The following is a 25,222-nucleotide window of genomic DNA, read 5'->3' on the forward strand; positions in this document are numbered from 1 at the left end:
TCCGGATGTTTTATACCTCATTAATCATTTGACTTAGGGTAGGCCTGACGATTTAATGCTTTATAATTAATAGATATTTAATAAGAAGGTATTGTGCATGGTTAGGCAAGTTGCTCTGTTTTGCGTTGTTCTCCTCATAGCCTATACCAGCTCCGGAGTTGCTGATGACACTCATCCACGAGTAATATTTAATGGTTTTGGTACTTTAGGCGTGGTTCACTCTGACGAGTCCCATGCTGATTATGTGTCTGATATTTTCGCATCAAAAGGTGCCGGATATAGCGATGACTGGAGCGCACAGGTAGACAGCCGATTAGGGCTTCAGGCTACGCTACACGTAACGCCAAAAATTACCTCTATCGTTCAGGTGGCTAGCGAAAAACGCTATGATGGTTCTTACGCACCGGGTATTGAGTGGGCTAACATTCAATATGATTTAACCCCTAATTTTAATTTACGTGTAGGCCGCATGGTGCAAGGTACGTTCATGGCATCCGAGCATCGTAAAATTAACTATGCCACTCCCTGGGTACGACCGCCGCAAGAGGTGTATCGTTTAATTCCTGTCGCATATTTCGATGGTGTGGATATGCGCTATCAATATGCTGCAGGCGAAACTACCAATGAGCTACGTTTGAGCTATGGTGGGGGCAGCGTTGATTACCCAACTGGCAGTATAGATGCCTCCGATTCATGGGGGATCTCACATCGCACGCAATGGGGAGCCACCACGCTCTTTGCTAGCTACGGTGAGCTAAAAGTAAGCGTTGATGAGCTTTCCCAGTTTTTCGACATTTATCGATCATTTGGCCCCCCAGGAGAGTTAATTGCTAATCGGTATGAGGTTGAGGGAAAGCGGTCCAGTGTGATTAGTCTCGGAGTTGGCTATGATCCTGGCCCATGGTTTGTGATGGGAGAGTGGGCACGTTCTACATCGTCATCTGTGTTGGGTGATAATGAGGGCAGCTATCTTACCGCTGGATACCGTATTGCTAGCTGGACACCCTTTGTAGGTATATCGCGTGCAAGGGTAACTAGTAATACTTCTGAAGAGGGGCTAAATGCAGCGCTTTATCCTTCTCCATTTGCAGAAGGTGCAGTGCTACTCAATGATATTTTGAATGACGTGCTTGCTAGTGGCATGCAGCAACGAGGCGTGACACTGGGAACACGCTGGGACTTACGGCCGGGCATGGCGCTTACTGCTCAATATGACTATATCGATATGCGCTCAGATTCGCCAGGCGGGCTCATTAATCAACAACCGAAGTTTGATCCCGGTGGGCATATTAACCTGTTTAGCCTTGCGCTCGACTTTGTATTTTAAGGAGAGTGGCAATGCTTAAGCGACTTAATATGCTTGGTGCAAGTGTTTTGCTTAGTGTTATTGGGCATGCTGCGACAGCCGATGTTTTACTCGTAACCTCAGTTGAGGCACCTTTTACACGTTTGACCAGTAGTGAATTAACAGATATTTATTTAGGCCGACGCACACAAATCGGTAAAGGATTGGCAGTAATACCCTTGGATCAGTCAGGAAGCTCAATAGAGCGTGAAGTGTTTTACACTCGTTATATTGGGCAAACACCAGCACAGATTAAAGCGCACTGGGCTCGGCTTATTTTTACTGGACGAGGACAGCCTCCTCAAACATTTCGCGATAGCCAAGCAGTTATAGATAGGCTCGTTAGTGATAAAGCTGCGTTGGGTTATATTAATGCTGCTTACTTTGACGACCGGTTAAGAGTGGTACAAGTTGAGTAATCCCTTTTATTCACAAAACCCAAAAGCGGAGAGTGCGGCTCGGGCCCATGCTCATCGTCGGTTGCACCACCTTGCTAGTCCAGTCTGGCTGCTTAGCATGTTGGCATTGTTGCTATTGATCATTATTTGGTCGGGTACCTACTACTTAGTTAAAAAAGAGCAGTCAGCTGTTGAGCGACAAGCAGCGTTATCTGTAGGTGAAATTTTAGATACCTATGAAGCTCGCGTTGTGAGAGCGCTTCGGGAAATTGACACAACACTGAAGCTAGTCCGCTTCACTGCCAATAGTGTTGACAGTGAAGCGGCGCTAGATGTTTTACAGGCTCAAGAGCTTTTACCTCCAGCACTATTATTTACGGTAGGTGTAGTTAATAAGCAGGGGGTTGTTGTTGGAAGCACCAATTCATTATTGATTGAACAGCATTATATGCTGCCAATGCAGTCAGGGCGAGTTGACGACACTTTAGCAGTGGATCGAGTGATAACTGATGATGTGGTGCAGCTGATGTTTACTCGGCCACTAATTTCTGACCATGAAACAGTGTTGGGTTGGATTTTTGTTTCAGTCGAAGCTGACTTTTTTGTTAGTAGCTACGCAACTCGCTCTATGGGGCACCAGGGTATGTTAGCCGTGGTAGGAGAAGACGGCTTAGCACATGTTGCTAGAGCAGGCAGTGAAATTTATTCAGATGACGTTTTAGAGTTAACTCCATGGGTGAAGGGTGAGGGCGATACAGGTCAACCGCTCTTTCTGACAACTTGGAGGGACGAGGAACGCTATACAATGGTAAGAGAACTTTATAGTTTTCCTTTATCTGTCGTTGTCGGCCTTTCTAAAAATGAACAATTGGCGTCTGCACAGGCTATAGCCAAAAAATATTGGCAGCGGGCTAGCTGGGCAAGTGGTTTATTGCTTGCTGTTTTTACATCGCTAGGGCTCTTTAGTTGGAAGCTACAGCGAGAGCGTCAACGTGTAATAGAGGAGCGTATTTTACACGCTGAGCAGGTTGAGCACTTGGCGTTTCATGATGCGTTAACAGAGCTACCTAACCGAGCTTTTTTTAGTTATTTGGTGACACAGGCGGTCAGGCTTGGCGAACGCCATGGGGAGCCTTTTGCGCTGCTCTTTTTGGATCTTGATCGTTTCAAGCTTATCAATGATTCTTTGGGTCATGAGGCGGGTGACCATCTTTTACAGGAAACGGCTAAGCGTCTTACATCAGCGGTTCGTGCCAGTGATGTTGTAGCTCGGTTGGGCGGTGATGAGTTTGTCATTATCATGCATAAGGTTGATAGCCAGGCTTGTGTTAAGCCTGTTGCTGAAAAAATACTCGATTCCATCAGAGAGCCTTTTTCTCTAGCAGGGCACGAGTACCATGTTTCAGTCAGTATTGGAGTATCCTTGTTTCCCGTTGATGGGCTTGATGAGCAAACATTAATAAAAAATGCCGATGTGGCCATGTATAAAGCAAAGCAAGCAGGAAAAAATACCGCCTGCTTTTACACTGAAGAGCTTGGGTTGGAAACAGATGTTCGTTTAATGCTGGAGTCGGGTCTCCAGCGAGCGCTAGACCAAAAAGAACTTAAGTTGATCTATAAGACTAAGCATAACTCAAGTGATGGCGAGGTTATTGGTATTGAAGCGTTGTTGCGCTGGCAACATCCGACACTTGGTTTGCTCGAGCCATCACAATTTATTTCAATGGCTGAAGAGAGTGGTTTGATCGTTTCTATTGGTAGCTGGGCAATAGAACAAGCCTGTAAACAGAGTATGTTATGGCAAGAGCAAGGCGCACCAGCGCTAACAATAGCTGTAGATGTCTATGAACGGCAGTTTTATGATGAGGCTTTTGTGAAGAGCGTGAACGATATTGTAACCACTACGCAAATGATACCGGAATTGCTTGAGCTACAGGTTGCTGAAAGTACAATTTTGAAAGACGTCGAGTACACTGCTAAGGTCTTTGAAGAAATTAAAAAGATAGATGTTAAAATTATTGTAGATGATTTTGGGGTTAAGTATTCAAAGCTATCCAATTTAAAGGTTTTGCCACTTGATGTGTTAAATGTAGATACTGCGTTAGTTGATGGTTTGTCAGGCACTGATAACGATCAGCAGCTATCATTTGCTGTTATCAAGCTTGGTCAGTGCTTAAGTCCAAAAATATTTGCTAAAGAGGTAGGCTTCCAGCGCCAATCGGTGCTTATGCATGATTTGACTGCTCTTCAATTGAATGGTTTTTACAGCAGTGAAGCTTTTGAGAACAGAAAATTTTGAATAGTTCTAAGTGATTCTAAATAGACCGGTGTAAGACTGTATTTAATCAATAGGTGTGCTAAAAATGCCTCCTAGGCATATAATGCACAGGAGGCATAGACGTTGCTTTAAATGTTTCTTTACCTGCTACATATTAGGATAGTTGGGGCCGCCGCCACCTTCGGGTGCCACCCAGGTAATGTTTTGGGCGGGGTCTTTGATGTCGCAGGTTTTACAGTGGACGCAGTTCTGGAAGTTGATCTGGAACTTAGGCGCACCCTGCGCATCCTCAACGACTTCATAAACGCCTGCAGGGCAGTAGCGCTGCGCAGGTTCGGCGTATTCAGGCAAGTTGTCGCGAATGGGCAGCTCGGGGTCTGCTAAGCGCAGATGACAAGGCTGATCCTCTTCGTGATTGGTATTGGATAAAAATACCGAGGTTGGCTTGTCGAAAGAGAGCTTGCCGTCGGGCCTTGGGTAATCGATCTTTTCAAACTTGGCGGCAGGCTTCAGCGCACCGTGGTCGGTGGTGGTGTCATGCACGTTGGGAAGCTTATTGCCCAGCAACTGATTAACAAAGTTGTAGGCGCCGCCTCCAACGGTACCGTATTTATGAATGGCAGGGCCGAAGCTCGCGCTCTCTTTTAGCTCTTCATAGGCCCAGCTGGCTTCCCACTTAGTGGTGAAACTTGTCAGCTCTTGAGCGCCCTCGTCGCCGCCTTTAATAGCTTCAAAAACACTCTCCGCGGCTACCAAGCCCGACTTCATCGCCGTGTGCAGGCCCTTGATCTTGGAGAAGTTGAGCGTGCCTGCATCGCAGCCAATTAGCAGGCCACCTGGAAAAGTCATTTTGGGTAGGCAGTTAAGCCCCCCTTTGGTAATGGCCCGCGCGCCATAAGCTACCCGCTTACCGCCAGACAAGTACTGGCTGATAGTGGGGTGATGTTTTAGACGCTGAAACTCATCAAAGGGAGAGAGCCACGGATTTTGGTAGCTAAGGTCCATAATCAGGCCCACGACGACCTGCTGATTCTCTGCGTGATAGAGGAACCAGCCGCCGTGGGTGTTTTTATCCAGTGGCCAGCCAGACCCGTGTGCCACAAGCCCAGGCTCATGTTGCTCGGCGGGTACATCCCACAGCTCTTTAAGGCCAATACCGTAATGCTGTGGGTCGCGACCAGCATCGAGGGAGTACTCTTGAATTAACCGTTTGCCAAGGTGTCCGCGGGCGCCTTCAGCAAATAGCGTGTATTTTGCGCGCAGCTCCATACCCGGCATATGGCCGTCTTTCGGAGTGCCATCGGCGCTAACGCCCATATCACCTATTAGAATGCCGCGAACAACACCCTCTTCAATAATTACTTCCTGGGCAGCAAAACCAGGGAAAATCTCAACCCCGAGTGCTTCGGCCTGTTCGCCAAGCCAGCGACTCAAGTTCCCCGCGCTAATGACATAACGAGTAAGCTCGCCACCCGTGTTGTGCATGCTTTTTGGCACTAAAGCGTTGGGGATTTTCTGTGCTTTCTCAGCATCTTTAAGCAAGTAAACATCATCCCGGGTGGCGGGGGTGTTTAGCGGTGCACCGCGCTCTTCCCAATCGGGGAACAGCTCAGCTAATGCGCGAGGTTCAAAAACCGCGCCAGATAGAATATGAGCGCCTACTTCTGAGCCTTTCTCCACTACGCAGACCGTAAGCTCTTGCTCAGCCTCGTTAGCCTGTTGCATTAAGCGACATGCGGCAGACAGTCCAGAAGGGCCGGCTCCCACAATCACCACATCAAAGTCCATTACATCGCGTTCAACGTTTTCCACCCGGTTTCTCCTTATTCTCTTAACGGCCAACTTAACGATAAGTTAGCTGTGAGAACTAGCTTATGAAAAGCTGGTCTTAATTTAAAACGGTCGTTTGCTTCTGGTTATGCCCCATGATAGGCATAATACCCCTGTCAGGTCACCCCTACGATGGCAAAAGCAGCATTTCTCGATCGATCCTGGTCAACACCCGGGTTGGCTCATTGCGAATTAAGGTGGATTGATAGCAGCTACGACCAAGGCCGTAGACGATGAGTGTTGTTGCCCATAGGGTGGTTGTGGCAAATTGATGGGGTTTTTCATTTACAGACCTATCAAACGCTTGCATGAATTTTTTAAGCGGTGCTAATCGTCTTGCGCCGCTCCTATTTTTCATCGGTATCTTTTTTCGGTGCCGGGTCAGGTTAACGGCTTCTACGACAAGCCAAGCGAGGAACCTATGAAAGTACTCGTCGCGGTTAAACGCGTCATTGACTATAACGTCAAAATCCGTGTGAAAGCGGACCACTCTGACGTCGATCTTACCAACGTCAAAATGGCCATGAACCCTTTCTGCGAAATTGCTGTAGAAGAAGCGGTGCGCCTGAAAGAGAAGGGTGTTGCTACCGAAGTGGTTGCCGTGACGGTTGGCCCTAAAGCCGCCCAAGAGCAGCTGCGTACCGCGCTAGCGCTGGGCGCAGACCGCGCTATTCATATTGAAACCGACGAGCGGGTAGAGTCACTTGTCGTGGCCAAGCTGCTGGCCAAAGTTGTTGAAGAAGAGCAGCCAGGTTTGGTGGTGCTAGGTAAGCAGGCCATCGATACCGACAATAATCAGACTGGCCAAATGCTTGCTGCATTGACCAATCTGCCCCAAGGCACCTTCGCATCCGACGTCACGGTAGACGGCGACAAAGTTAATGTGACCCGGGAAATCGACGGTGGCCTGCAAACCATCGCGCTAACGCTACCCGCTATCGTCACGACGGACCTGCGCTTGAACGAGCCGCGCTACGCCAAACTGCCAGATATCATGAAGGCTAAGAAAAAGCCGCTGGATGTGAAAACCCCCGCCGATTACGGCGTTGAGGTGGCTTCCAAGGTGTCCCTGGTGAAAGTGGAATCGCCGGCTGAACGTAAAGGCGGTGTCAAAGTTGCCTCGGTAGATGAATTGATCGACAAACTGAAAAACGAAGCCAAAGTGCTTTAATAGGAGCTGATCTCATGAGCATTCTGGTACTTGCCGACCTCCATGAAGGTCAGCTTGCGGGCGCGACAGCCCACGTAGTTGCTGCTGCTAAGGCGATTGGTGGTGACATCGACGTGCTTGTTGCCGGTGAAGGCGTACAAGCCGCTGCTGAAGCGGCCGCGAAGCTTGATGGCGTAAGCAAGGTTCGTCTAGCGGACAACGCGGTATACGCCCATCAGCTTGCCGAACCAATGGGCGCTCTACTGGTTGAGCTGGCAGGCGCTTATACCCACGTGCTGGCTAGCGCCTCTACGACTGGCAAAAACGTACTGCCACGCTTAGCTGCACTAAAAGATGTTAGCCAGCTTTCCGACGTAATTGGTGTTGAGAGCGCTGATACCTTCCTGCGTCCCATTTACGCAGGTAACGCTATCGCCACGGTAAAAAGTGACGACGCGCTCAAGGTAATTACCGTGCGCACTACTGGCTTTGATGCAGTGGGCGCTGGCGGCAGTGCCGCTATCGAGACGGTTGACGTTGTGGTTGAAAACGCTCAGTCCAGCTTCGTAAAAGAAGAGCTGGCGCAGTCTGATCGCCCAGAGCTTGGCGGTGCTAAGGTAGTGGTTTCTGGCGGCCGCGGTATGGGCAACGGCGACAATTTCAAACTGCTCGATGGCATTGCCGACAAGCTGGGGGCTGCCATTGGTGCCTCGCGGGCAGCCGTTGATGCAGGCTTTGTGCCTAACGATATGCAGGTTGGTCAGACCGGCAAAATTGTCGCGCCGGATCTGTATATCGCAGTGGGTATTTCAGGCGCCATTCAACACTTGGCAGGCATGAAAGACTCCAAGGTGATCGTTGCGATCAACAAAGACGAAGAAGCGCCTATTTTCCAGGTTGCGGACTACGGTCTAGTGGGTGATTTGTTTGAGATTCTGCCCGAGCTTGAAAGCAAGCTATAAGCATCTGAATCTCAAGTATATAAAAGCCGGCTTCCTTAGAAGCCGGCTTTTTTAATGGGGTCAGATTCGATAAACTGGCAATAGTTGACTAAAGTACTTGGTCAAAGGCGCTGAACTAATTCACTGCTAGGCTTAGTGAGAAAAAAATGGTCCTAGCGGTTGAAAAGGGTGGGGCATGGCCGCACTTAACTAGTTGGACGCAAACAGGTTGAATGCAAAAAAAGCCACATAAGGAGTAGCTAACATGGCACATACACTTCCAGAACTACCTTACGCCTATGACGCGCTTGAGCCGCACATTGACGCGATGACGATGGAGATTCACCACTCTCGTCACCATAATACTTACGTGACTAGTCTCAATGCTGCGCTTGAAGGCACGGGCTTGGAAGATGTACCCGTCGAAGAGCTGGTAGCTGACCTTGATCGTGTACCGGAAGAGAAGCGTCAAGCCGTCATCAATCACGGTGGTGGCCACGCCAACCACTCTATGTTCTGGCAAATGATGTCCCCCAACGGTGGTGGTAAGCCGCAGGGCGACGTGGCAAAAGCCATTGATGCTGAGCTGGGTGGCCTTGAAGCGTTCCAAGAAGCGTTCAAAAAAGCTGCGCTTGGTCGTTTCGGTAGTGGCTGGGCATGGCTTTCTGTGACCCCCGAGAAAAAACTGGTCGTAGAAAACACACTGAACCAAGATAGCCCGCTGATGCACGGCAACACGCCGCTGTTGGGCTTGGATGTGTGGGAGCACGCCTACTACTTGAAGTATCAAAACAAGCGCCCTGACTACGTCTCTGCGTTCTTTAACGTGGTTAACTGGGAAGACGTTGAGCGTCGTTATCAGGCTGCCAAAGCCTAAGCTCATCCCCAGTAAGACCTAGAAAGAGAGGGCGCTGCCGATAGTGGCGCCGCTCATAAAAGCCGCCCCCTTGTGGGGCGGCTTTTTGGTTTTTAGATGCCAGTCTGGGCATGGCCTGTCAATAACCTGTGGATGAAAAATACCATATATGCTTGAATTGATTTTGTCATGAACTATATATAGTATGCGTGTCTCTTCCAGAGAGGTCGAGCATTAGATATGCTTTACCCGAAAAATACCGCTATGAAAAGGAAAAAATAGCCATGGAAATCCAAATTTATAGCAAGCCCGCTTGTGTTCAGTGCACCGCGACCTACCGCGCGCTGGATAAGCAGGGTATTGAATATACTGTTATCGATATTACCGCTGAAGCCGATGCCCAAAAAGAAGTTGAAGCGTTAGGTTATCGCCAGCTGCCGGTGGTGGTGGTAGGTGAAGAGCACTGGTCTGGTTTCCGCCCTGATCGCATCCAAGCGCTGGCGTAATTTACCGCCATGCAACCCGCTAATGTGGATGTTGAGCGTGCCGGTACGCTGGTGTACTTCTCCACCAAGTCGGAAAACACACACCGTTTTATGCAAAAGCTTGGTTTAAGTGCCCAGCGTCTGCCGCTCAATCGTGAAGAAGCAGCGTTACGCGTAGAACAGCCCTACATATTAGTCACGCCTACCTACGGAGGCGGCGCGGCGAAAGGGGCGGTGCCAGCGCAGGTGATTCGATTTTTAAACGATGAGCAAAACCGACACCTTATTCGCGGTGTTATTGCTGCTGGAAATACTAATTTTGGCGATGCGTATGGTCTGGCTGGGCGCATCATTGCGCAAAAATGCCAAGTGCCGCTGCTGTATCGATTTGAATTGCTTGGCACTGATGATGATGTCGTCAAGGTCCGCAAAGGAGTAGAAGAGTTTTGGAAACGACTAACGTAGCCCCAAAAAATGTTGTTGATGCAAAGCGGCCTGCTGCAGGGACTGGTGAGACGCGAACGCTGGATTACCACGCGCTGAATGCCATGCTCAATCTTTACGGTGCCAACGGCGAGCTACAGCTGGATAAAGACCGCGAAGCTGCGCGCCAGTATTTTTTGCAGCACGTTAACCAAAACACCGTGTTCTTCCACTCTCTGGAAGAGAAGCTCGACTACCTGGTCGAAGAAGGGTACTACGAAGCTGATATGCTGGCTCAGTACGACTTTGGTTTTGTTAAGGCACTGTTTGAACAGGCCTATGCCTACAAATTTCGTTTTCCAAGCTTCCTGGGCGCGTTCAAGTATTACACTAGCTACACGCTGAAAACGTTCGATGGCAAGCGCTACCTAGAGCGCTATGAAGATCGTGTATGCATGGTGGCACTGAGCCTGGCGCGGGGCGAGGAAGCGCTCGCCAAATCGCTGGTTGATGAAGTGATTAGCGGCCGTTTTCAGCCGGCCACGCCGACGTTCCTGAACTGCGGCAAGCAACAGCGCGGCGAACTGGTTTCCTGTTTCCTGCTACGCATTGAAGACAACATGGAGTCGATTGGGCGCTCGATCAACTCAGCGCTCCAGCTCTCCAAGCGCGGCGGCGGCGTTGCCTTCTTGCTGACGAATATCCGCGAGTCTGGCGCTCCCATTAAGCGTATCGAGAATCAGTCCTCGGGCATTATTCCGATTATGAAACTGCTGGAAGATGCTTTCTCTTACGCCAACCAGCTAGGCGCACGGCAGGGTGCCGGTGCGGTTTACCTGAACGCTCACCACCCGGATATTCTGCGTTTTCTAGATACCAAGCGTGAAAACGCTGATGAGAAAATCCGCATTAAAACGCTCTCGCTGGGTGTAACAATTCCAGATATCACGTTTGAGCTGGCCAAGCGCAACGACGACATGTACCTGTTCTCGCCCTACGACGTCGAGCGGGTGTACGGCGTGCCGTTTGGCGATATCAGTGTCACCGAGAAGTACCATGAAATGGTCGCGGATGCGCGCATCCGTAAGCACAAGATCAATGCGCGTGCCTTCTTCCAAACCCTGGCCGAGCTGCAGTTTGAGTCCGGCTACCCGTACATTATGTTTGAAGATACGGTAAACCGCGCCAACCCGATTGCCGGCCGGATCAATATGAGCAACCTCTGCTCTGAGATTCTCCAGGTGAATACGCCTACGGAGTATGACGACGATCTTGGCTATCGTCAGATTGGTCAGGATATCTCCTGCAACCTTGGCTCAATGAACATTGCCAAGGTCATGGATTCAGGCGATATCGGTACCAGCGTAGAAATTGCTATTCGTGGCCTCACCGCTGTTTCTGAGATGAGCAACCTGCGCAGCGTGCCATCCATCGCCGAAGGTAACGCGAAATCTCGAGCTATTGGCCTTGGGCAGATGAACCTGCACGGCTACCTTGCACGGGAACACATTTACTACGGTTCAGAAGAGGGTTTGGACTTTACCAATCTCTACTTCTACTGCGTTGCGTTCCATGCCATTCGTGCCTCTAACCAGTTGGCGATTGAGCACGGCGAAGCCTTTGCTGGGTTTGAAGACTCCACCTACGCAACGGGCACGTTCTTTGATAAGTACACCGATCAAGCATGGTTGCCGCGTACTGAAAAAGTGCGTGGGCTATTCGAGCGTAGTGGTATTGCACTGCCCACCCAAGAGGAGTGGCAAGCGCTTAAAGCCTCGGTGATGGCGCATGGTTTATATAACCGTAACCTCCAAGCGGTGCCGCCAACCGGATCAATTTCTTATATCAATAACTCCACCTCTAGTATTCACCCGGTGGCGGCGCGCATTGAGATCCGTAAAGAGGGCAAGCTGGGGCGCGTTTATTACCCTGCGCCATTCTTGAACGAGGCGAATTTTGATTACTTCCAAGATGCTTATGAGATTGGCCCGGAAAAAATCATCGACACCTATGCAGAAGCTTCCCAGCACGTTGACCAAGGGCTATCGCTAACGCTGTTCTTCCCGGATACCGCTTCCACGCGTGATATTAATAAGGCGCAAATTTACGCATGGCGTAAAGGGATCAAAACGCTTTACTACATCCGTTTACGCCAGAGTGCGCTGGAAGGCACCGAAGTAGAAGGCTGTGTCTCCTGCACACTGTAAGTGCGTAACGATTTTTAAAGAGAGCTATCTGATGACCATTATGCAACGTTTATCCCGGGTCAATGCGATCAACTGGAACCGTCTGCAAGACGATAAAGACCTGGAAGTATGGAACCGCCTGACCAGCAATTTTTGGTTGCCGGAAAAAGTGCCACTTTCCAATGACATTCAGTCCTGGAATACGCTGACGCAGCAGGAAAAGCAGCTAACGATCCGCGTATTTACCGGTCTGACACTGCTCGATACCATTCAGAGCAGCGTGGGCGCACCGGTGCTTATGGAAGACGCTCGCACTCCCCATGAAGAGGCGGTATACACCAATATCGCCTTTATGGAGTCGGTTCACGCGCGTTCCTATAGCTCAATTTTCTCCACGCTGTGTACCACACGCGATGTCGATGACGCCTTCCGTTGGAGCGAAGAGAATCCCACGCTACAGCTGAAGTCTGAGCTGATTCTTAAGCGTTACCGCTCAGACGACCCCTTGATGCGTAAAGTGGCCAGCGTCTTTCTTGAGTCCTTCCTGTTCTACTCAGGTTTCTACCTGCCCATGTACTGGTCGAGCCACGCTAAGCTGACCAACACGGCAGACCTGATTCGCTTGATCATTCGTGATGAAGCAGTACACGGCTACTACGTAGGCTATAAATTCCAGCAAGCGCTTGCCGAAGCAACACCCGAGCGCCAGCAGGAAGTTAAAGACTACGCTTATGAGCTGCTGTTAGAGCTTTACGACAACGAAGTACGCTACACCGAATCGCTGTACGACGAAGTAGGCTTGACAGAGGACGTGAAGAAGTTCCTTCACTATAACGCCAACAAAGCGCTGATGAACCTTGGCTTTGAGCCACTGTTCCCCAGCAGCGTTACCGACGTCGACCCGACCATCATGGCAGCGCTTTCCCCCAACGCCGATGAGAACCACGACTTCTTCTCCGGCTCCGGCTCTTCCTACGTAATCGGCAAAGCCGTCGCCACCGAAGACGACGACTGGGCGTTTTAAGCGTTTACAGCTGCATTCAGTTTGAAAAAGATGGTGAGTAGTGTGCTCGCCATCTTTTCATAACATTTTTTCCCTTTCTCCGCTTTTATCCCCCATCTTTCCGCCAAATCAGACGTTGATGTCACGTTGGCCGTCTCATTCACGCTAGATTAGATAGTCGTGCATTACATCGTATCTTTGAATGCTAATGATAAATATTGTCATTTATCTCATTGATGTTAGGCTATGCACTGCTGAAACGAAACGCAAATCGTTCTTATGTTCAATAATTTCTAGCGCGCCGTGAATGGCCGCGTGTCAATCAGTAACGGAGACGTAACGTGCTGAAAAGGCCTTTCTTTGCCCTGGGTGGGTGCTTGCTTGCCGGAGTGCTGGTCAGTGCTTCGCTACTGGCAAGCGATGAAACAGTAGGGCAGGCCTCCCAAAGTGTTGAGGCCCAGCAAGCCCAGTCGGCTATCCAGCAGCAAATCGACACCGCCGATGAAGAGACCCGCGCGGCCCTGGAAGAGCTTCGCCGTCTTGAGCGTGAAACCCGCCAAATGGACGCTGCCAACTCATCGCTTAGTGGTCGTTTAGCCAGTGAAGCTGAGCGCCAGCAACGCCTGAGTAGGGCGCTGGATACGCTGAGCGACACCCGAGCGGCGCTGCCGTTAATTGAGCAAGATATGACCCAGCAGTTAATCCGCTGGATTGAAACGGATCTGCCTTTTTTGCGCGACGAGCGGCTAGCAAGGGTGCAAACAGCGCAGGCTGGTTCAGGCGCAGAAAGCGTTGAGCGAATTACCGACCTGCTCGAAGCATGGCGCGTAGAGCTTGAGTACGGGCGCACTATTGATACCTGGCGTGGTCGGCTAGCCATTGAGGATATGCCTGCCCGTGAAGTGGAGTACCTGCGCGTGGGCCGTATCGGTTTTTACTACCTCTCCCCGGATGGCCGCGAAGGCGGTGTGTGGGACGTCGAGAGTGGTGCATGGCAAGCGTTAAATGAAAGCGCCCGGCGAGAAGTGCGCAATGGATTACGAATTGCTGATGATCAGCGCACCCCCGGTCTACTGCGTTTACCGCTTTCCATTACCGCTGATGAGCAACAGGGAGGTCAGCAATGAGTGGGTTACCTCAACCTTCGCTGAAGGCGTTTGCCACACTGCTGACGTTAATGCTCAGTCTGTTTTCCGGCAGCGCGCTGGCCCAGCAAAGCACCAGCCTTGATCCGGCAACCATAAGCTCACTGCGAGAAGCGCGCCAAGCGGCGGAAGCTCGCGATGAAGAGCGGCTGCGCTCATTTCTTGACGACCAGCAAGCACTAGAGGCGGCATTGGAAGAAGCGCGCTCGGCGCATCAGGTCGCCGAAGAGCAGCGTGATGCCTTACAAGCCCAGCAAAGCGAGCAGTCGCAGCAGGCAAGCGATCTTTCTGAGCGTCAAGCGGAGCAGGGTGAGGCGATCACCGCGCTGTTAGCCCGCTTGAGCCAGCACAGTAGTGAGGTGCGCAATGCGTTGAGCGATGAAAGCTGGCTCACCCTTGGCGATGCCGCGCTGCCACCGCGTTTAAATGAGGTAGACGTGCTTGAACGTCAGCACCTTGAAGCGGTAGTGGATAGCCTGGCAACACTCACCGCACAAACAGGCCGTGCTGAAAGGCTCTCACTTAATGTGGCAGATACGCGTGGTGTTATCGAGTCCCGGGATGTGGTGCGTCTGGCCGACTTTGCTGCTTTTACCGAGACGGCGCTGCTGCGAAAAGGAGGAAGCGACGATGAGCTTGCTGAAGTTCCCCGTACTCCTCGTGAAATGAGCGCTGTGCTGGCGGCTTACCACCAAGGCGAAAGCCGTGAGTTTACTATCGACCCGACACAAGGGGCTGTGCTGCGCGCGCTTGCCCAGCAGCCTAGCCTTTGGGAGCGCTTCCACCAGGGTGGCTATGTTGGTTACGTCGTTGTCGTGCTAGGGGTGTTTGGTTTGCTGGTGGCGCTGACCCAGTACATCTATCTACTGGTCGCGAGCGCTCGGGTTGCTCGGCAGCGTAAATCGCTCAGCCAGCTGCGTGGGGATAATCCGTTGGGCCGCGTGCTGCAGCGCTTTCAAGAGATGGATAAGCACCAAACGCCAGAAGCGCTGGAAGCGCGGTTGGATGAAGCGGTGCTGGCTGAGCTTCCGCGTATTGAGCGGGGTCAGCCAATCGTCAAGCTACTGGCAGCGATTGCGCCCCTTTTAGGGCTGCTGGGCACCGTGACAGGCATGATCGTCACTTTTCAGGCCATCACCGTTTTTGGCACCGGCGACCCACAGCTAATGGCGGGCGGTATCAGTCAGGCGTTGGTGACCACCGTATTAGGGTTAGTAACCGCCGTGCCGCTGCTGTTTGCGCAAACGGCGCTGGCTAGCCGCAGCCGTTATCTAACGCAAGTGATTGAAGGCGAAGCGAGCGCAACGCTGGCAGATCACCTTGAAGCCCAGTCAGCACCTTATGCCCCGGTGGTGAGCTAAGATGTTTACGCTGCCCCTTTGGCTTGAGCCTGTAGAGCGGCTAGTCGATGCCGGTGGTGCGGTGTTGGTCGTGCTCGCCTTCGTAGCTGTGCTGGTGTTTGGTATGGCGATAGAGCGCTGGTGGTATTACCGGATCACTTGGCGTGTCGCGCGACGCAGGCTAATTCGCCGCTGGGCAGCGCGTAGCGATCATCGTAGCTGGAGCGCACGCACGCTGCGCCACGTATGGGCTACTGCGCTAGTTGCCAAATTACGCCGCCCGCTGCCCTGGTTAAAGTTGTTAGTAGCGCTTTGTCCGCTGCTGGGGCTGCTGGGGACGGTCACTGGCATGATCGCAGTGTTTGATAGCCTTTCGCTGAGCGATACCCACCAGGCCCGAGCCATGGCAGACGGCGTGGCACGGGCCACGCTGCCCACCTTAACGGGGATGGCGATTGCGGTGGTGGGGCTGCTGTTCATTAGTCGTTTAGAGCACGTTATTCGTCGTGAAGATCAGCGTCTGCACGACCGCTTGGCGCGTGCCGTGGAGGAGAGTGATGCGTAGACGCCGTTCTGTAGATGCCACGGCCGATAGCAACGAGGTCAACTTAACCCCGATGCTGGATGTGGTGTTCATCATGTTGATCTTTTTTATTGTGACAACGAGCTTTATTAAAGAGAGCGGTATCGACATTAACCGTCCTGAATCTAGCGCGGCAAGCCCTCGGCCGGATGCGCAGGTGTTGGTAGCGGTAACGCCAGAAGGTGCGGTGTGGTTGGATGGGAAGCCTGTCGATATCCACCGGATTGGCCAGGAAGTGGCTGCCATGTTGACCGACGATGGGTCGGTGGTTATTCAGGCCGACCGTGAGTCCACAACCGGGTTGCTAATTGAAGTGATGGACCGTTTAAAACAGGCTGGTGTTGACCAAGTGGCCGTAGCCGCGAGCCGGAGCGCCCCATGATTCGTCATGTGCTTTCCTTGTCCGGCGGGGTGGCATTGGCTGTTGGACTGTTTTGGCTGCTGGCGTTATTAGTAACGCCGCCGGAGCGTGCGTTAGAAAAGCCGGAAATGACGCTATCCATGAATATGGTGGAAGCACCAGAGGTTGCTCCAGAACAAGAGACACCACCCCCCCAGCCTGCAGATGCAGCGCCTGCGGCCGCGCCGCCTCCTATGGCGATGCCCGAGCCTCCCCCGATGGCGGAAAGCGCTATCACGATGCCGGAGGTTGAGCTGCCCGAAGAGCCTGTGGAGCCGCTAGAACTCGATAGCGAGTTGCCTGAACTTACTGAAGTTACCCCAGAGCCTACGCCGCCAACACCGCAGCCAGAGCCTGCGCCGCAAGCACAGCCAGAACCGTCGCCAATCCCCTCCACCGCGCAGCGTGAGGCGGCGCCCCAGGCCGAGCCTGCACCCTCTAGTGAGCCGGTTAGCGTGGGCCAGGTGGCGCCTACAAACCGCGTTAATCCTACGTATCCTCCTCGCGCGCAGCGCCGGGGAATGGAAGGGTTTGTCGAGGTGGCGTTTGTTATTCGTCGTGATGGCAGCGTTGATAGCAGCACAATCCAAGTTACTAATGCGCAGCCTCGGCGCGTGTTTGAAGATGCCGCGCGTGAGGCGATTGCTCGCTGGCAGTTTGAGCCCAGCCAGCAGCTGCGGCGCGCCACGCAGCGTATTGAGTTTCAGCTGAGGTAGTTAAATGCAGCGTTTAAGTTATATGCAGCGTGTGGTTGGCATAATTCTGTTAAGCCTCTGGGCTTCGTTTGCCCCTGCAAGTGAGCCTTTGCCGAGCGATATCATTCAAGATCTCAATACGCTTCAGCAGCAGCTGACGGATGCTGGCGCGAGTGATGGAGGTTCCGAAGCATTGGACACTCTTATTGCCCGGGCAACGGGACAGGCTGCTCGTTTGCAAGGGGGTAACCGCTCGGACCAATGGGCCAGCGCGCTTTACTCTCAGCTTGCGGCAGGTGCCATGGCACGCCAAGGGCGGCAAGCAGAAGCCGCCGAGCAGTTGGCCAATGCCCGCAAGCGTAGCGGTGTGCCCGCAAGCCAGCTGGCTAGGTGGCAGCGTGAAGAGGCTGGGTTGCGGCGGGCGGCAGGTCAGCTCGGTGAGGCCATTGCGCTGTATGAGCAGTGGTTGGATAGCCATGCGGATGCACACGTGAGCTGGCAATTGGTGTATCTATTGGCCCAAGAGGAGCGCTGGGAACGCGCAGCCGAGTACTTGGCGCCCTTGCTTGAACAGCGCGATAGCTTAAATGAAGCACGGCAGTCATTGGTGCTTGCCGTGCTGCGCAATGCCGGGCAAAACGATGCCGCGCTAGCGTGGCTGCTGGAGGGCCTTGATAGCCAAAGTGCCCCTGAGGCGTGGCGACAGGCGGCTGGGCTTGCGCAGCAGGCAGGCCAGCCAGGGGTTGCCGCAGGTGTATGGGAGATGGCGTGGCAGCTAGGCAAATTCACCCAACCAGAAGAGCGACTGCTGTTAATCCAACTCCATTTGGCAGGGGGCACACCTGCGCGGGCGGCGGAGCATCTCACTGAAGCGTTGCAAAATGAAATGCTGCCTCAGGATGAGCAAACGCTAAGGCTGTTGGCCACTGCCTGGCAACAAGCGAAGCATGTTCAAAACGCCCTAGCGTCATGGAAAGACGTAGCCGAATACACTCGGCAAGCGCGAGATTGGCGACAGGTTGGTCAGCTGGCTTACAGCTGGGGAGAACACGCGTTAGCTGAGGAGGCTTTTATGAACGCAGCGAGCCTGGGCGACTCTTCGACGAAGCAGTGGTAAGCCTATTGTAAATAACCTCTGCCTAGCTGAAAAAGGTTGTGTTATAAGATGAGAGGCAAGCTTAAGTAATGCTAAGGGGCCTGGGTAGGGTCGGGCTTTTACTCTAATCAAAATAAAGAAATGCTATGAATAAAATTATTCGTCGGGGCCATCTCCGTGCATTTGCGATAATAACAACGGGGTTGTTAGCCGCAGGCCACTCTTATGCTCAAGAGCGCAATCTAAGGCTTTCTCCAGGTTTTATGCCAGATCCAATGCAGCGTACGTTTGTATCTGGTGGGGAGCAAGAGGCCAGTCAGATATTTGGCCGTGATATGCGAGAAATAGCATGCTCTGGCAGTATTTCGCAAACGCCTGATCATGTCATGACGCTAACAGATGACTTTGATTTTTTACGGGTGTGGAATCAGTCAGATGCTGATACTACCCTTATTATAGATGGTCCGGGCCGTTTCTTACTTTGTGACGATGATGGTGGTCGCGGCTTAAATGAGTTAATAGAACATCGTGATTGGAGGGCTGGGGACTATCGTATTTATGTCGGTAGTTATGACGGAGGTGCCCATAGTTACGACCTGTTTGTAAGCGAGCTTTCTGGCGGCTCGCAAGGTCACGCTGATACCCATGATAGTCGCCATATTTCGATTGCGCCTGGCTTTACGCCTGACCCATGGCGAGTAAGCTTTGTATCCGGCGGGGCGCAGAGTGCGGCGTCTATTTTTGAAACAGACATGCTCGGTAACCATTGCCGAGGCAATATTGCTAGCACGCCTGATCATGAGATGACACTAAGTGCTTCATTTTCTTATTTGCAGCTTTGGACGCAGGCTGATGGTGACACCACCTTAATTATTGATGGCCCAGGAAAGTTTTTGCTATGCGACGATGACAGCGGTAATGGCTTGAATGAGCATATTGAGCATGCAAATTGGCCAGCCGGTGACTATCGCATTTACGTAGGAAGCTACAGTGATAGTTATTTGAGTTATCAGCTGAGTATTTCAGAACTACGTTCTTATGGCCCAGGCCGCTAGTACTTCTTTCCGCCGGGTAACCGTATAAGCCCGGCGGTAGTTACTGGCGGTCTAATGTTGAGCAAGGTGAAGTGAAAAATCGCTCCAGATCGGCGCATGATCAGAAGGGCGCTCCATGCCGCGTAGCTGATAATCGATACCGGCGCTGGTCACACACTCCGCAAGGGGTTGTGTCACTAAAATATAGTCAATGCGCAGGCCGCGCTTTGGCTCCCGGTCAAAGCCTTTTGAGCGGTAGTCAAACCAGCTAAACCAAGCATCATTCTCTGGGTAGCAAAGCCGGTAGCTATCGCTTAACCCCCAGGCTTTAATACCCTCAAGCCATTCGCGCTCTACGGGCTGAAAGCTGGCTTTGCCTTCACGTAACCAGCGTTTGCGACTAGCTTCGCCAATGCCTATGTCTTGATCTTCAGGGGAAATATTAAAATCACCCATGATGGCAAGGCGCTCGTCAGGGCTGTGTTGATTGTTAAGCAATCGGGACAGCTGCTGATAAAAGCGCTCTTTATGGGGGAATTTGGTAGGGTGAGCAATATTTTCGCCCTGGGGGAAATAGCCGTTCCATACGGTCACCGGCTGGCCATCGTCGGCCAGCAGCCGCACGCCAATCATGCGCCGCTGGGCATCCTCTTCGTCATCGGGAAAGCCATAAAAAACCGCCTCAGGCGTTTGGCGGCATAGTAAGGCAACTCCGTAATGGCCTTTCTGCCCATAATAGAACACGTGATACCCCATGGCTTCTACGTCGGCCAGAGGGAACTCACTGTCCTGCACTTTGGTTTCCTGCAGGCCAATAACATCAGGCTGCTGAGTATCAATCAGCGCTTGAAGCTGATGCAAGCGTGCCCGGATACCATTGATGTTGAACGAGACCAAACGCATTAAGAGTTCTCTCCAGAAGGGTTTTCCGCCTCTTTGTCCGGGTGAATCGAAATGGTCTGCCCCTCTTGCTGGCGGGCCAATTTGCGAACTGCCTGAAGCTTACGCTGCTGCTGCTTTTTTGCTACAAAACGGCGTGAAGAGGTAACTTGGTCTGGGTTCTCGTGGCGCCATTTTTTATAATCTTTACGACGCCCAGTACGGATAGTGACTTTATCCGCCAACGAACGGGTCTTTTTCTTACGCGTCATGTCGCGCTCCTTGGGTTAATTTATGCGTCATTCTAACAGGCTAGCGCACTCCTTCGACAGCAGAGCGCGCTCTTATCGCCAACCCCTGGTACAATGCGCACTTCGTGATGCCTAACATCCACAGCAATGGACAGATACACAGCCTATGAGCGAGTCGGAACAGACCACAGCATCGGCCCAGAACCGCAAGCCTAAACGCCGCCGTCGGAAACCGCGTCGTCGTCAGTCGAACTGGGATCTTCGTCAGTTTCAGGTGCCCGCCGTGGCCGGCAAGTGGCGCTTCCATGACTTTGATCTGCCGCTGCCGTTAATGCGCGCTATTCATGCTCAAGGGTTTGAATACTGCACGCCCATTCAAGCGGAAGCCCTTCGCCAAACGCTGCTGGGCGGCGATATTGTTGGCAAGGCGCAAACCGGAACGGGTAAGACTGCTGCGTTTTTAATTTCAGTAATGGCCTACTTTTTGGAAGAGCCAACACCGGATGGGCAGAAACCAGGTGCGCCCCGCGCGCTGATCATTGCGCCCACCCGTGAATTGGCGCTGCAAATCGAAAAAGATGCCAAAGCCCTAGCTCGGTTTACCCAGCTAAATGTCGCCAGCGTTGTGGGCGGTATGGACTACCAAAAGCAGCGTGAAAGTCTAGGCAGCAAGATCGATATCTTGGTTGCCACGCCTGGCCGCCTGCTAGATTTTCATCAGAAACGCGATATCGATCTTTCAGAAGTGGAAGTGCTGGTGTTGGATGAAGCGGATCGCATGCTTTCCATGGGCTTTATTCCCGATGTGAAACGGATCATTCGCTATACGCCTAAAAAAGAGGAGCGCCAAACCTTCCTCTTCTCGGCGACCTTCACCGACGATATTCTGAGCTTGGCTAGCCAGTGGACGCTCGATCCTGCCCACGTAGAGATTGAAGTGACCGTTGAGAACCAAGCGGACATCGACCAGCGCGTCTACTTGGTGTCTGATGATGATAAAGAGCGCCTGCTGGTGAATTTGCTTGAGCAAGAGAGCTTCGAGCGAGTCATGGTGTTTGGTAATCGCCGTGATCTCGTGCGTAAGCTGGATAGTCTTCTCAAGAAAGCGGGCGTTAGCGTTGCCATGCTGTCGGGAGATGTACCGCAGAACCAGCGTATCAAAACCCTTGAAAGCTTCCGCGAGGGAGAGATTCAAGTGCTGGTGGCCACTGACGTAGCCGGGCGCGGCATTCATATTGAAGACGTCAGCCATGTGATCAACTACACCTTGCCGGAAGACCCGGAAGACTACGTTCATCGTATTGGCCGTACTGGCCGTGCCGGAGCAAAAGGCGTTTCGATTAGCTTTGTAGGTGAAGAGGATGCGTTCTCCTTGCCTGAGATCGAACGCTATATCAATGGCAAGCTTCCCTGCGAGCACCCGCCGGAAGGCATGCTGTAACACGCATGCTGGACAACGGCTTAAAAAGCGATATTCAGCAAGCCTACCGTAGCGTGGTGGAAAAGCTAGAGCTGACACCACGCTACGGGCAGCGGTTAATGATCGCAGAAATTGCCCGTACGCTCGGGGGGATTGAGCAAGATAGCGAAGGTAAGCGCACCAACGACAGCCATGTCTGTGTGCTGGAGGCGGGTACCGGTACCGGGAAAACCCTCGCCTATTTAATTGCCGCGCTGCCCATTGCCAAGGCCCAGGGCAAACGCCTGATCGTCTCCACTGCTACGGTTGCGCTGCAAGAGCAGGTGTTGAACCAGGACCTGCCCTCCCTTGCTAGCCATAGCGGTATTGCATTTCGCTACGCCCTTGCCAAAGGGCGTGGGCGTTATGTGTGTGTGGCGCGCCTTGATCAAGCCCTGGAAGGCAGTGAACCTAACCCCACTCTCTCGCTATTTGAGCAGTCGCTCCAGGCGGAAAGCAGCGACTTTAACGTGATCGCGAGTGATATGGCGGAGTCTTACGGTAAAGGGGACTGGGAAGGGGATCGCGATAATTGGCCGCAATCCATCGACGATGCCCTCTGGCGGCGCTTAACGGTAGATCATCGTCAATGTACCGGCAGGCGTTGTGGGCATTTTGGCGCTTGCGCATTCTTTCGTTCCCGGCGTGAGCTTGAAGATGCCGATGTTATCGTTGCTAACCATGATCTAGTGCTAGCCGACTTGGCGCTCGGTGGTGGTGCTATTTTGCCAGACCCCGCAAACTGTATTTTTGTGTTTGACGAAGGGCATCACCTGCCCGATAAAGCGCTGTCTCATTTTGCCCACCGCTTTGCGGTGCATGGCTGTTTGCGCTGGTTAAAAACCCTCAAAAGCAGTTTGACGGATCTCCACCAGGGGCTGGCAGTGCAGCCAACGGTGGCGCGCTTACTGGCTAGCTTGCCAGAATTAATGCATGGCTTAGAGCCTGCGCTGGGTGATGTGTTCAGCGTTGGGCATCAGCTGGCAGGGCGGCCCAATGGGCTAGGTGATGAAGAGACCCTTCATCAGTTCCGCTTTGAAAACGGCCAGATTCCCGATGCGTTGCGTGAGCAGGCGCAGCAGTTGCTGGTTATGTTTGCAACGCTATCGCGCTGCTTAGAAAGCATCAGCGATATTCTTAGGGAAAGTCTCGATCCAGACAAGCAAACGGGCTTGGATCGAGAGCAGGCTGAAACGTGGTTGCCGTTGGTGGCGCTGCTTCACGGCCGTGCACTCGAGGCCCATGCGCTTTGGCAAGCATTTAGCGAGCAGGACGCTGCCAATGCGCCGCCCAGCGCTCGCTGGCTCTCGCTTAGTCGGGTGGCGGGTGAACCAGAAGTGGAGTTCTCGGCAAGCCCTGTTTCAGCGGCCCATACCTTGGCCAAGCACTTATGGGGGCGGTGCCATGGTGCAGTGGTGACATCAGCAACGCTCACCGCGCTGGGGCGTTTTGAGCGTATTCAGGAGCGTGCTGGGTTAGCTAACCGTTACCGTTATCAAGCGCTGCCTAGCCCGTTTGATTATGCTAATGCGATTCTTCGCGTTCCCAAAGAGGCCACCGACCCAAGCGATCGTGATGCCCACGAGGGCGCGATTGTGCGTTTTGTGGAGCAGCTAGGCGACAAAGAGGCCGTATTGGTGCTGTTCTCTTCACGGGCGCAGCTTCGCGCGGTAGAAAAAGTCCTGTCGGTTGAAACCAAAACGCGGGTGCTGGCCCAGGACGCACTGCCCAAGCGCGAGTTGATTGAGCGCCATCGCGATGCCGTGGACAGACGTGAGGGCAGCATTATTTTTGGCTTGGCAAGTTTCGCGGAAGGTATTGACCTGCCCGGCGACTATCTTACCCATGTGGTGATCACACGGCTGCCGTTTGCGGTGCCTGATGACCCGGTAGGCGCGACATTGGCAGAGTGGATTGAGAGCCAGGGCGGTAACCCGTTTATGCGCATCAGCGTGCCGGATGCGTCTATCAAGCTGGTACAAGCCTGTGGGCGGCTGATTCGAAAAGAGAGTGATCGCGGCACTATCACGCTGCTGGATCGGCGGGTGATTACCCGCCGCTACGGTCAAGCACTTTTAGATGCCTTGCCACCGTTCAAACGAGAAATCATGTAAAAAAGCCCCGCTGGGCAGGCCGCAGCGGGGCGTTACTGTTACTGAAACTGTTATTAAAACTGTAATTAAAAGAGTGGTTAAGCGATGCGCTTAGCAAGCGCTGGCGCCAGTTTCTCGTTCATGCGCGTAAAGGTTTCAACCGTTGTATCCCAATCGATGCAGGCGTCGGTGATAGAAACACCGTATTGAAGATCGCTTAAATCTGCAGGCACTTTTTGATTGCCCCAACCAATATTGGATTCAACCATCAGGCCGATAATAGAGGTGTTACCTTCTAAAATCTGATTGGTCACGTTTTCCAGTACCAGCGGCTGCAGTGCGGCATCTTTGTTTGAGTTCGCGTGGGAGCAGTCGATCATGATGTTGGCGGAAAGGTTAGCTTTTTTAAGCTCTTTTTCGGCCAGTGCCACGCTAACGCTATCGTAATTAGGCTTGCCGTTGCCGCCACGCAGCACGACATGGCCGTAGGCGTTGCCACGGGTGCGGATAATAGCGACTTGGCCCGACTGGTTAATACCCAGGAAATTGTGTGGGTGAGCGACGGACTCTAACGCATTAATCGCAACGTCCAGGCTGCCGTCGGTGCCATTTTTGAAACCTACGGGGCAGGAGAGGCCGGAGGCCATTTCACGGTGGGTTTGCGACTCAGTGGTGCGTGCGCCGACGGCTGACCAGCTGATGCAGTCTTGCAGGTACTGGGGCGAAATGGGGTCGAGCGCTTCAGTTGCTAGTGGTAAGCCCATTTCGGCTAAATCCACCAGCAGCTTGCGCGCAATATGTAAGCCTTCATCAATTTCAAATGAGTCATTTAGATGCGGGTCATTGATTAAGCCTTTCCAGCCAACCGTGGTGCGAGGCTTTTCAAAATAGACGCGCATCACAATGTACAGGCTATCGCTTACTTGGTCGGCCAGCTTGCGTAAACGGCGGGCGTAATCCAGCGCGGCGTCAACATCGTGAATAGAGCATGGCCCTACGACGACAAGTAGACGGGGGTCTTTACCGTCTAAAATATTCTGGATGGTAGTGCGCCCTTCAATTACCGAACGCTCGGCGGTTTCGGTCAGAGGGATGGCGTCTTTTAGTGCTTCGGGGGTGGTAAGAACGTCCTGGGCAAGGACGTTAAGGTTACTAACCTGCTGATCAGACATCGTGCTACCTGTATGCGCGGTGGGCTTAAAGTGGCCTCTACTATGGCGTGTCAGGGGAGTAAAAATCAATTGTTGCGGAACTTGAATATGCCGGAAGGTGTCAGCCTCAGCGTTTGGTGAGCAGAAGCCAACGTTTTCATTGCCAGATGACTAGCGCAAGGTTCCCGCTAACACAGCTAA

Annotated in this window: 23 protein-coding genes; 19 read left to right on the top strand and 4 right to left on the bottom strand. The window is 52.6% G+C overall.

Going from position 1 to position 25,222, the window contains the following annotated elements:
* Positions 1-211: 211 nt before the first annotated feature.
* The 3 genes from MOY_RS10115 to MOY_RS10125 all read left to right on the top strand — a co-directional run bounded on the left by MOY_RS10115 (position 212) and on the right by MOY_RS10125 (position 4,042).
* Positions 212-1,327 carry a porin gene (locus MOY_RS10115; RefSeq protein ID WP_235803688.1) on the top strand — a complete coding sequence of 372 codons (1,116 nt, stop codon included), beginning with the start codon at positions 212-214 and terminating at the stop codon, positions 1,325-1,327.
* 11 nt (positions 1,328-1,338) lie between these two features.
* A complete protein-coding gene (locus MOY_RS10120; protein WP_009099329.1) occupies positions 1,339-1,764 on the top strand; it encodes a hypothetical protein in 426 nt (141 codons plus the stop codon).
* A gap of 97 nt (positions 1,765-1,861) precedes the next feature.
* Positions 1,862-4,042: a putative bifunctional diguanylate cyclase/phosphodiesterase gene (locus MOY_RS10125; protein ID WP_009099332.1), complete on the top strand. Its 2,181-nt coding sequence runs from the start codon at positions 1,862-1,864 to the stop codon at positions 4,040-4,042.
* A 126-nt stretch (positions 4,043-4,168) separates the two neighbouring features.
* Here MOY_RS10125 and MOY_RS10130 read toward each other — a convergent pair whose 3' ends face one another.
* Positions 4,169-5,833 (bottom strand): electron transfer flavoprotein-ubiquinone oxidoreductase, encoded by a 1,665-nt coding sequence (locus tag MOY_RS10130; RefSeq protein ID WP_009099334.1) that lies wholly within the window; start codon positions 5,831-5,833, stop codon positions 4,169-4,171.
* Between the two features lie 439 nt (positions 5,834-6,272).
* On the opposite strand from MOY_RS10130, the gene MOY_RS10135 reads away from it, so the two are divergent.
* From MOY_RS10135 to MOY_RS16690, 14 genes are all read left to right on the top strand, one after another.
* Positions 6,273-7,022, top strand: coding sequence for an electron transfer flavoprotein subunit beta/FixA family protein (locus tag MOY_RS10135; RefSeq protein ID WP_009099336.1), 750 nt, complete (start codon positions 6,273-6,275; stop codon positions 7,020-7,022).
* Between the two features lie 14 nt (positions 7,023-7,036).
* Complete coding sequence (locus MOY_RS10140; protein WP_009099339.1) at positions 7,037-7,963, top strand: electron transfer flavoprotein subunit alpha/FixB family protein; 927 nt, start codon at positions 7,037-7,039, stop codon at positions 7,961-7,963.
* Between the two features lie 244 nt (positions 7,964-8,207).
* Positions 8,208-8,819, top strand: coding sequence for a superoxide dismutase (locus MOY_RS10145; RefSeq protein WP_009099340.1), 612 nt, complete (start codon positions 8,208-8,210; stop codon positions 8,817-8,819).
* Positions 8,820-9,082: 263 nt separating this feature from the next.
* On the top strand, positions 9,083-9,304 hold the full coding sequence (nrdH, locus tag MOY_RS10150; protein ID WP_009099342.1) for a glutaredoxin-like protein NrdH: 222 nt from the start codon (positions 9,083-9,085) through the stop codon (positions 9,302-9,304).
* A 9-nt stretch (positions 9,305-9,313) separates the two neighbouring features.
* On the top strand, positions 9,314-9,748 hold the full coding sequence (gene nrdI, locus MOY_RS10155; protein WP_009099344.1) for a class Ib ribonucleoside-diphosphate reductase assembly flavoprotein NrdI: 435 nt from the start codon (positions 9,314-9,316) through the stop codon (positions 9,746-9,748).
* Positions 9,730-11,913 carry a class 1b ribonucleoside-diphosphate reductase subunit alpha gene (gene nrdE / locus MOY_RS10160; protein WP_082429681.1) on the top strand — a complete coding sequence of 728 codons (2,184 nt, stop codon included), beginning with the start codon at positions 9,730-9,732 and terminating at the stop codon, positions 11,911-11,913. Before nrdI ends, nrdE begins: the two co-directional genes overlap by 19 nt.
* Before the next feature lie 31 nt (positions 11,914-11,944).
* Positions 11,945-12,916 carry a class 1b ribonucleoside-diphosphate reductase subunit beta gene (gene nrdF, locus MOY_RS10165; RefSeq protein ID WP_009099349.1) on the top strand — a complete coding sequence of 324 codons (972 nt, stop codon included), beginning with the start codon at positions 11,945-11,947 and terminating at the stop codon, positions 12,914-12,916.
* A gap of 320 nt (positions 12,917-13,236) precedes the next feature.
* Positions 13,237-14,022: a DUF3450 family protein gene (locus tag MOY_RS10170; protein ID WP_009099351.1), complete on the top strand. Its 786-nt coding sequence runs from the start codon at positions 13,237-13,239 to the stop codon at positions 14,020-14,022.
* Positions 14,019-15,401: a MotA/TolQ/ExbB proton channel family protein gene (locus tag MOY_RS10175; RefSeq protein WP_009099352.1), complete on the top strand. Its 1,383-nt coding sequence runs from the start codon at positions 14,019-14,021 to the stop codon at positions 15,399-15,401. Before MOY_RS10170 ends, MOY_RS10175 begins: the two co-directional genes overlap by 4 nt.
* Before the next feature lies 1 nt (position 15,402).
* Complete coding sequence (locus tag MOY_RS10180; protein ID WP_009099354.1) at positions 15,403-15,945, top strand: MotA/TolQ/ExbB proton channel family protein; 543 nt, start codon at positions 15,403-15,405, stop codon at positions 15,943-15,945.
* Complete coding sequence (locus tag MOY_RS10185) at positions 15,938-16,345, top strand: ExbD/TolR family protein (RefSeq protein ID WP_009099357.1); 408 nt, start codon at positions 15,938-15,940, stop codon at positions 16,343-16,345. The genes MOY_RS10180 and MOY_RS10185 overlap by 8 nt, the downstream gene beginning before the upstream one ends.
* Positions 16,342-17,079, top strand: coding sequence for an energy transducer TonB (locus MOY_RS10190; RefSeq protein ID WP_009099359.1), 738 nt, complete (start codon positions 16,342-16,344; stop codon positions 17,077-17,079). The genes MOY_RS10185 and MOY_RS10190 overlap by 4 nt, the downstream gene beginning before the upstream one ends.
* Before the next feature lie 4 nt (positions 17,080-17,083).
* Positions 17,084-18,175 (top strand): hypothetical protein, encoded by a 1,092-nt coding sequence (locus MOY_RS10195; RefSeq protein WP_009099362.1) that lies wholly within the window; start codon positions 17,084-17,086, stop codon positions 18,173-18,175.
* 125 nt (positions 18,176-18,300) lie between these two features.
* A complete protein-coding gene (locus tag MOY_RS16690; RefSeq protein ID WP_009099365.1) occupies positions 18,301-19,209 on the top strand; it encodes a hypothetical protein in 909 nt (302 codons plus the stop codon).
* Positions 19,210-19,260: 51 nt separating this feature from the next.
* Here the strand turns inward: MOY_RS16690 and xthA are convergent, their stop codons facing one another.
* Together xthA and MOY_RS10210 are read right to left on the bottom strand one after the other, a co-directional pair.
* Positions 19,261-20,091 carry an exodeoxyribonuclease III gene (xthA, locus tag MOY_RS10205; protein ID WP_009099367.1) on the bottom strand — a complete coding sequence of 277 codons (831 nt, stop codon included), beginning with the start codon at positions 20,089-20,091 and terminating at the stop codon, positions 19,261-19,263.
* Positions 20,091-20,339 (bottom strand): hypothetical protein, encoded by a 249-nt coding sequence (locus MOY_RS10210; RefSeq protein ID WP_009099368.1) that lies wholly within the window; start codon positions 20,337-20,339, stop codon positions 20,091-20,093. Before MOY_RS10210 ends, xthA begins: the two co-directional genes overlap by 1 nt.
* A gap of 145 nt (positions 20,340-20,484) precedes the next feature.
* Here MOY_RS10210 and rhlB point away from each other — a divergent pair, with 145 nt between their 5' ends.
* Together rhlB and dinG are read left to right on the top strand one after the other, a co-directional pair.
* Entirely contained in the window at positions 20,485-21,759 is a 1,275-nt protein-coding gene (rhlB, locus tag MOY_RS10215) for an ATP-dependent RNA helicase RhlB (protein WP_009099369.1), read from the top strand.
* A 5-nt stretch (positions 21,760-21,764) separates the two neighbouring features.
* Entirely contained in the window at positions 21,765-23,891 is a 2,127-nt protein-coding gene (gene dinG, locus MOY_RS10220; protein WP_009099371.1) for an ATP-dependent DNA helicase DinG, read from the top strand.
* Positions 23,892-23,968: 77 nt separating this feature from the next.
* On the opposite strand, the gene MOY_RS10225 is transcribed toward dinG, so the two are convergent.
* A complete protein-coding gene (locus MOY_RS10225) occupies positions 23,969-25,042 on the bottom strand; it encodes a 3-deoxy-7-phosphoheptulonate synthase (protein WP_009099373.1) in 1,074 nt (357 codons plus the stop codon).
* Between the last annotated feature and the right edge of the window lie 180 nt (positions 25,043-25,222).

The organism is Halomonas sp. GFAJ-1 (assembly GCF_000236625.2).
GTDB lineage: Bacteria > Pseudomonadota > Gammaproteobacteria > Pseudomonadales > Halomonadaceae > Vreelandella.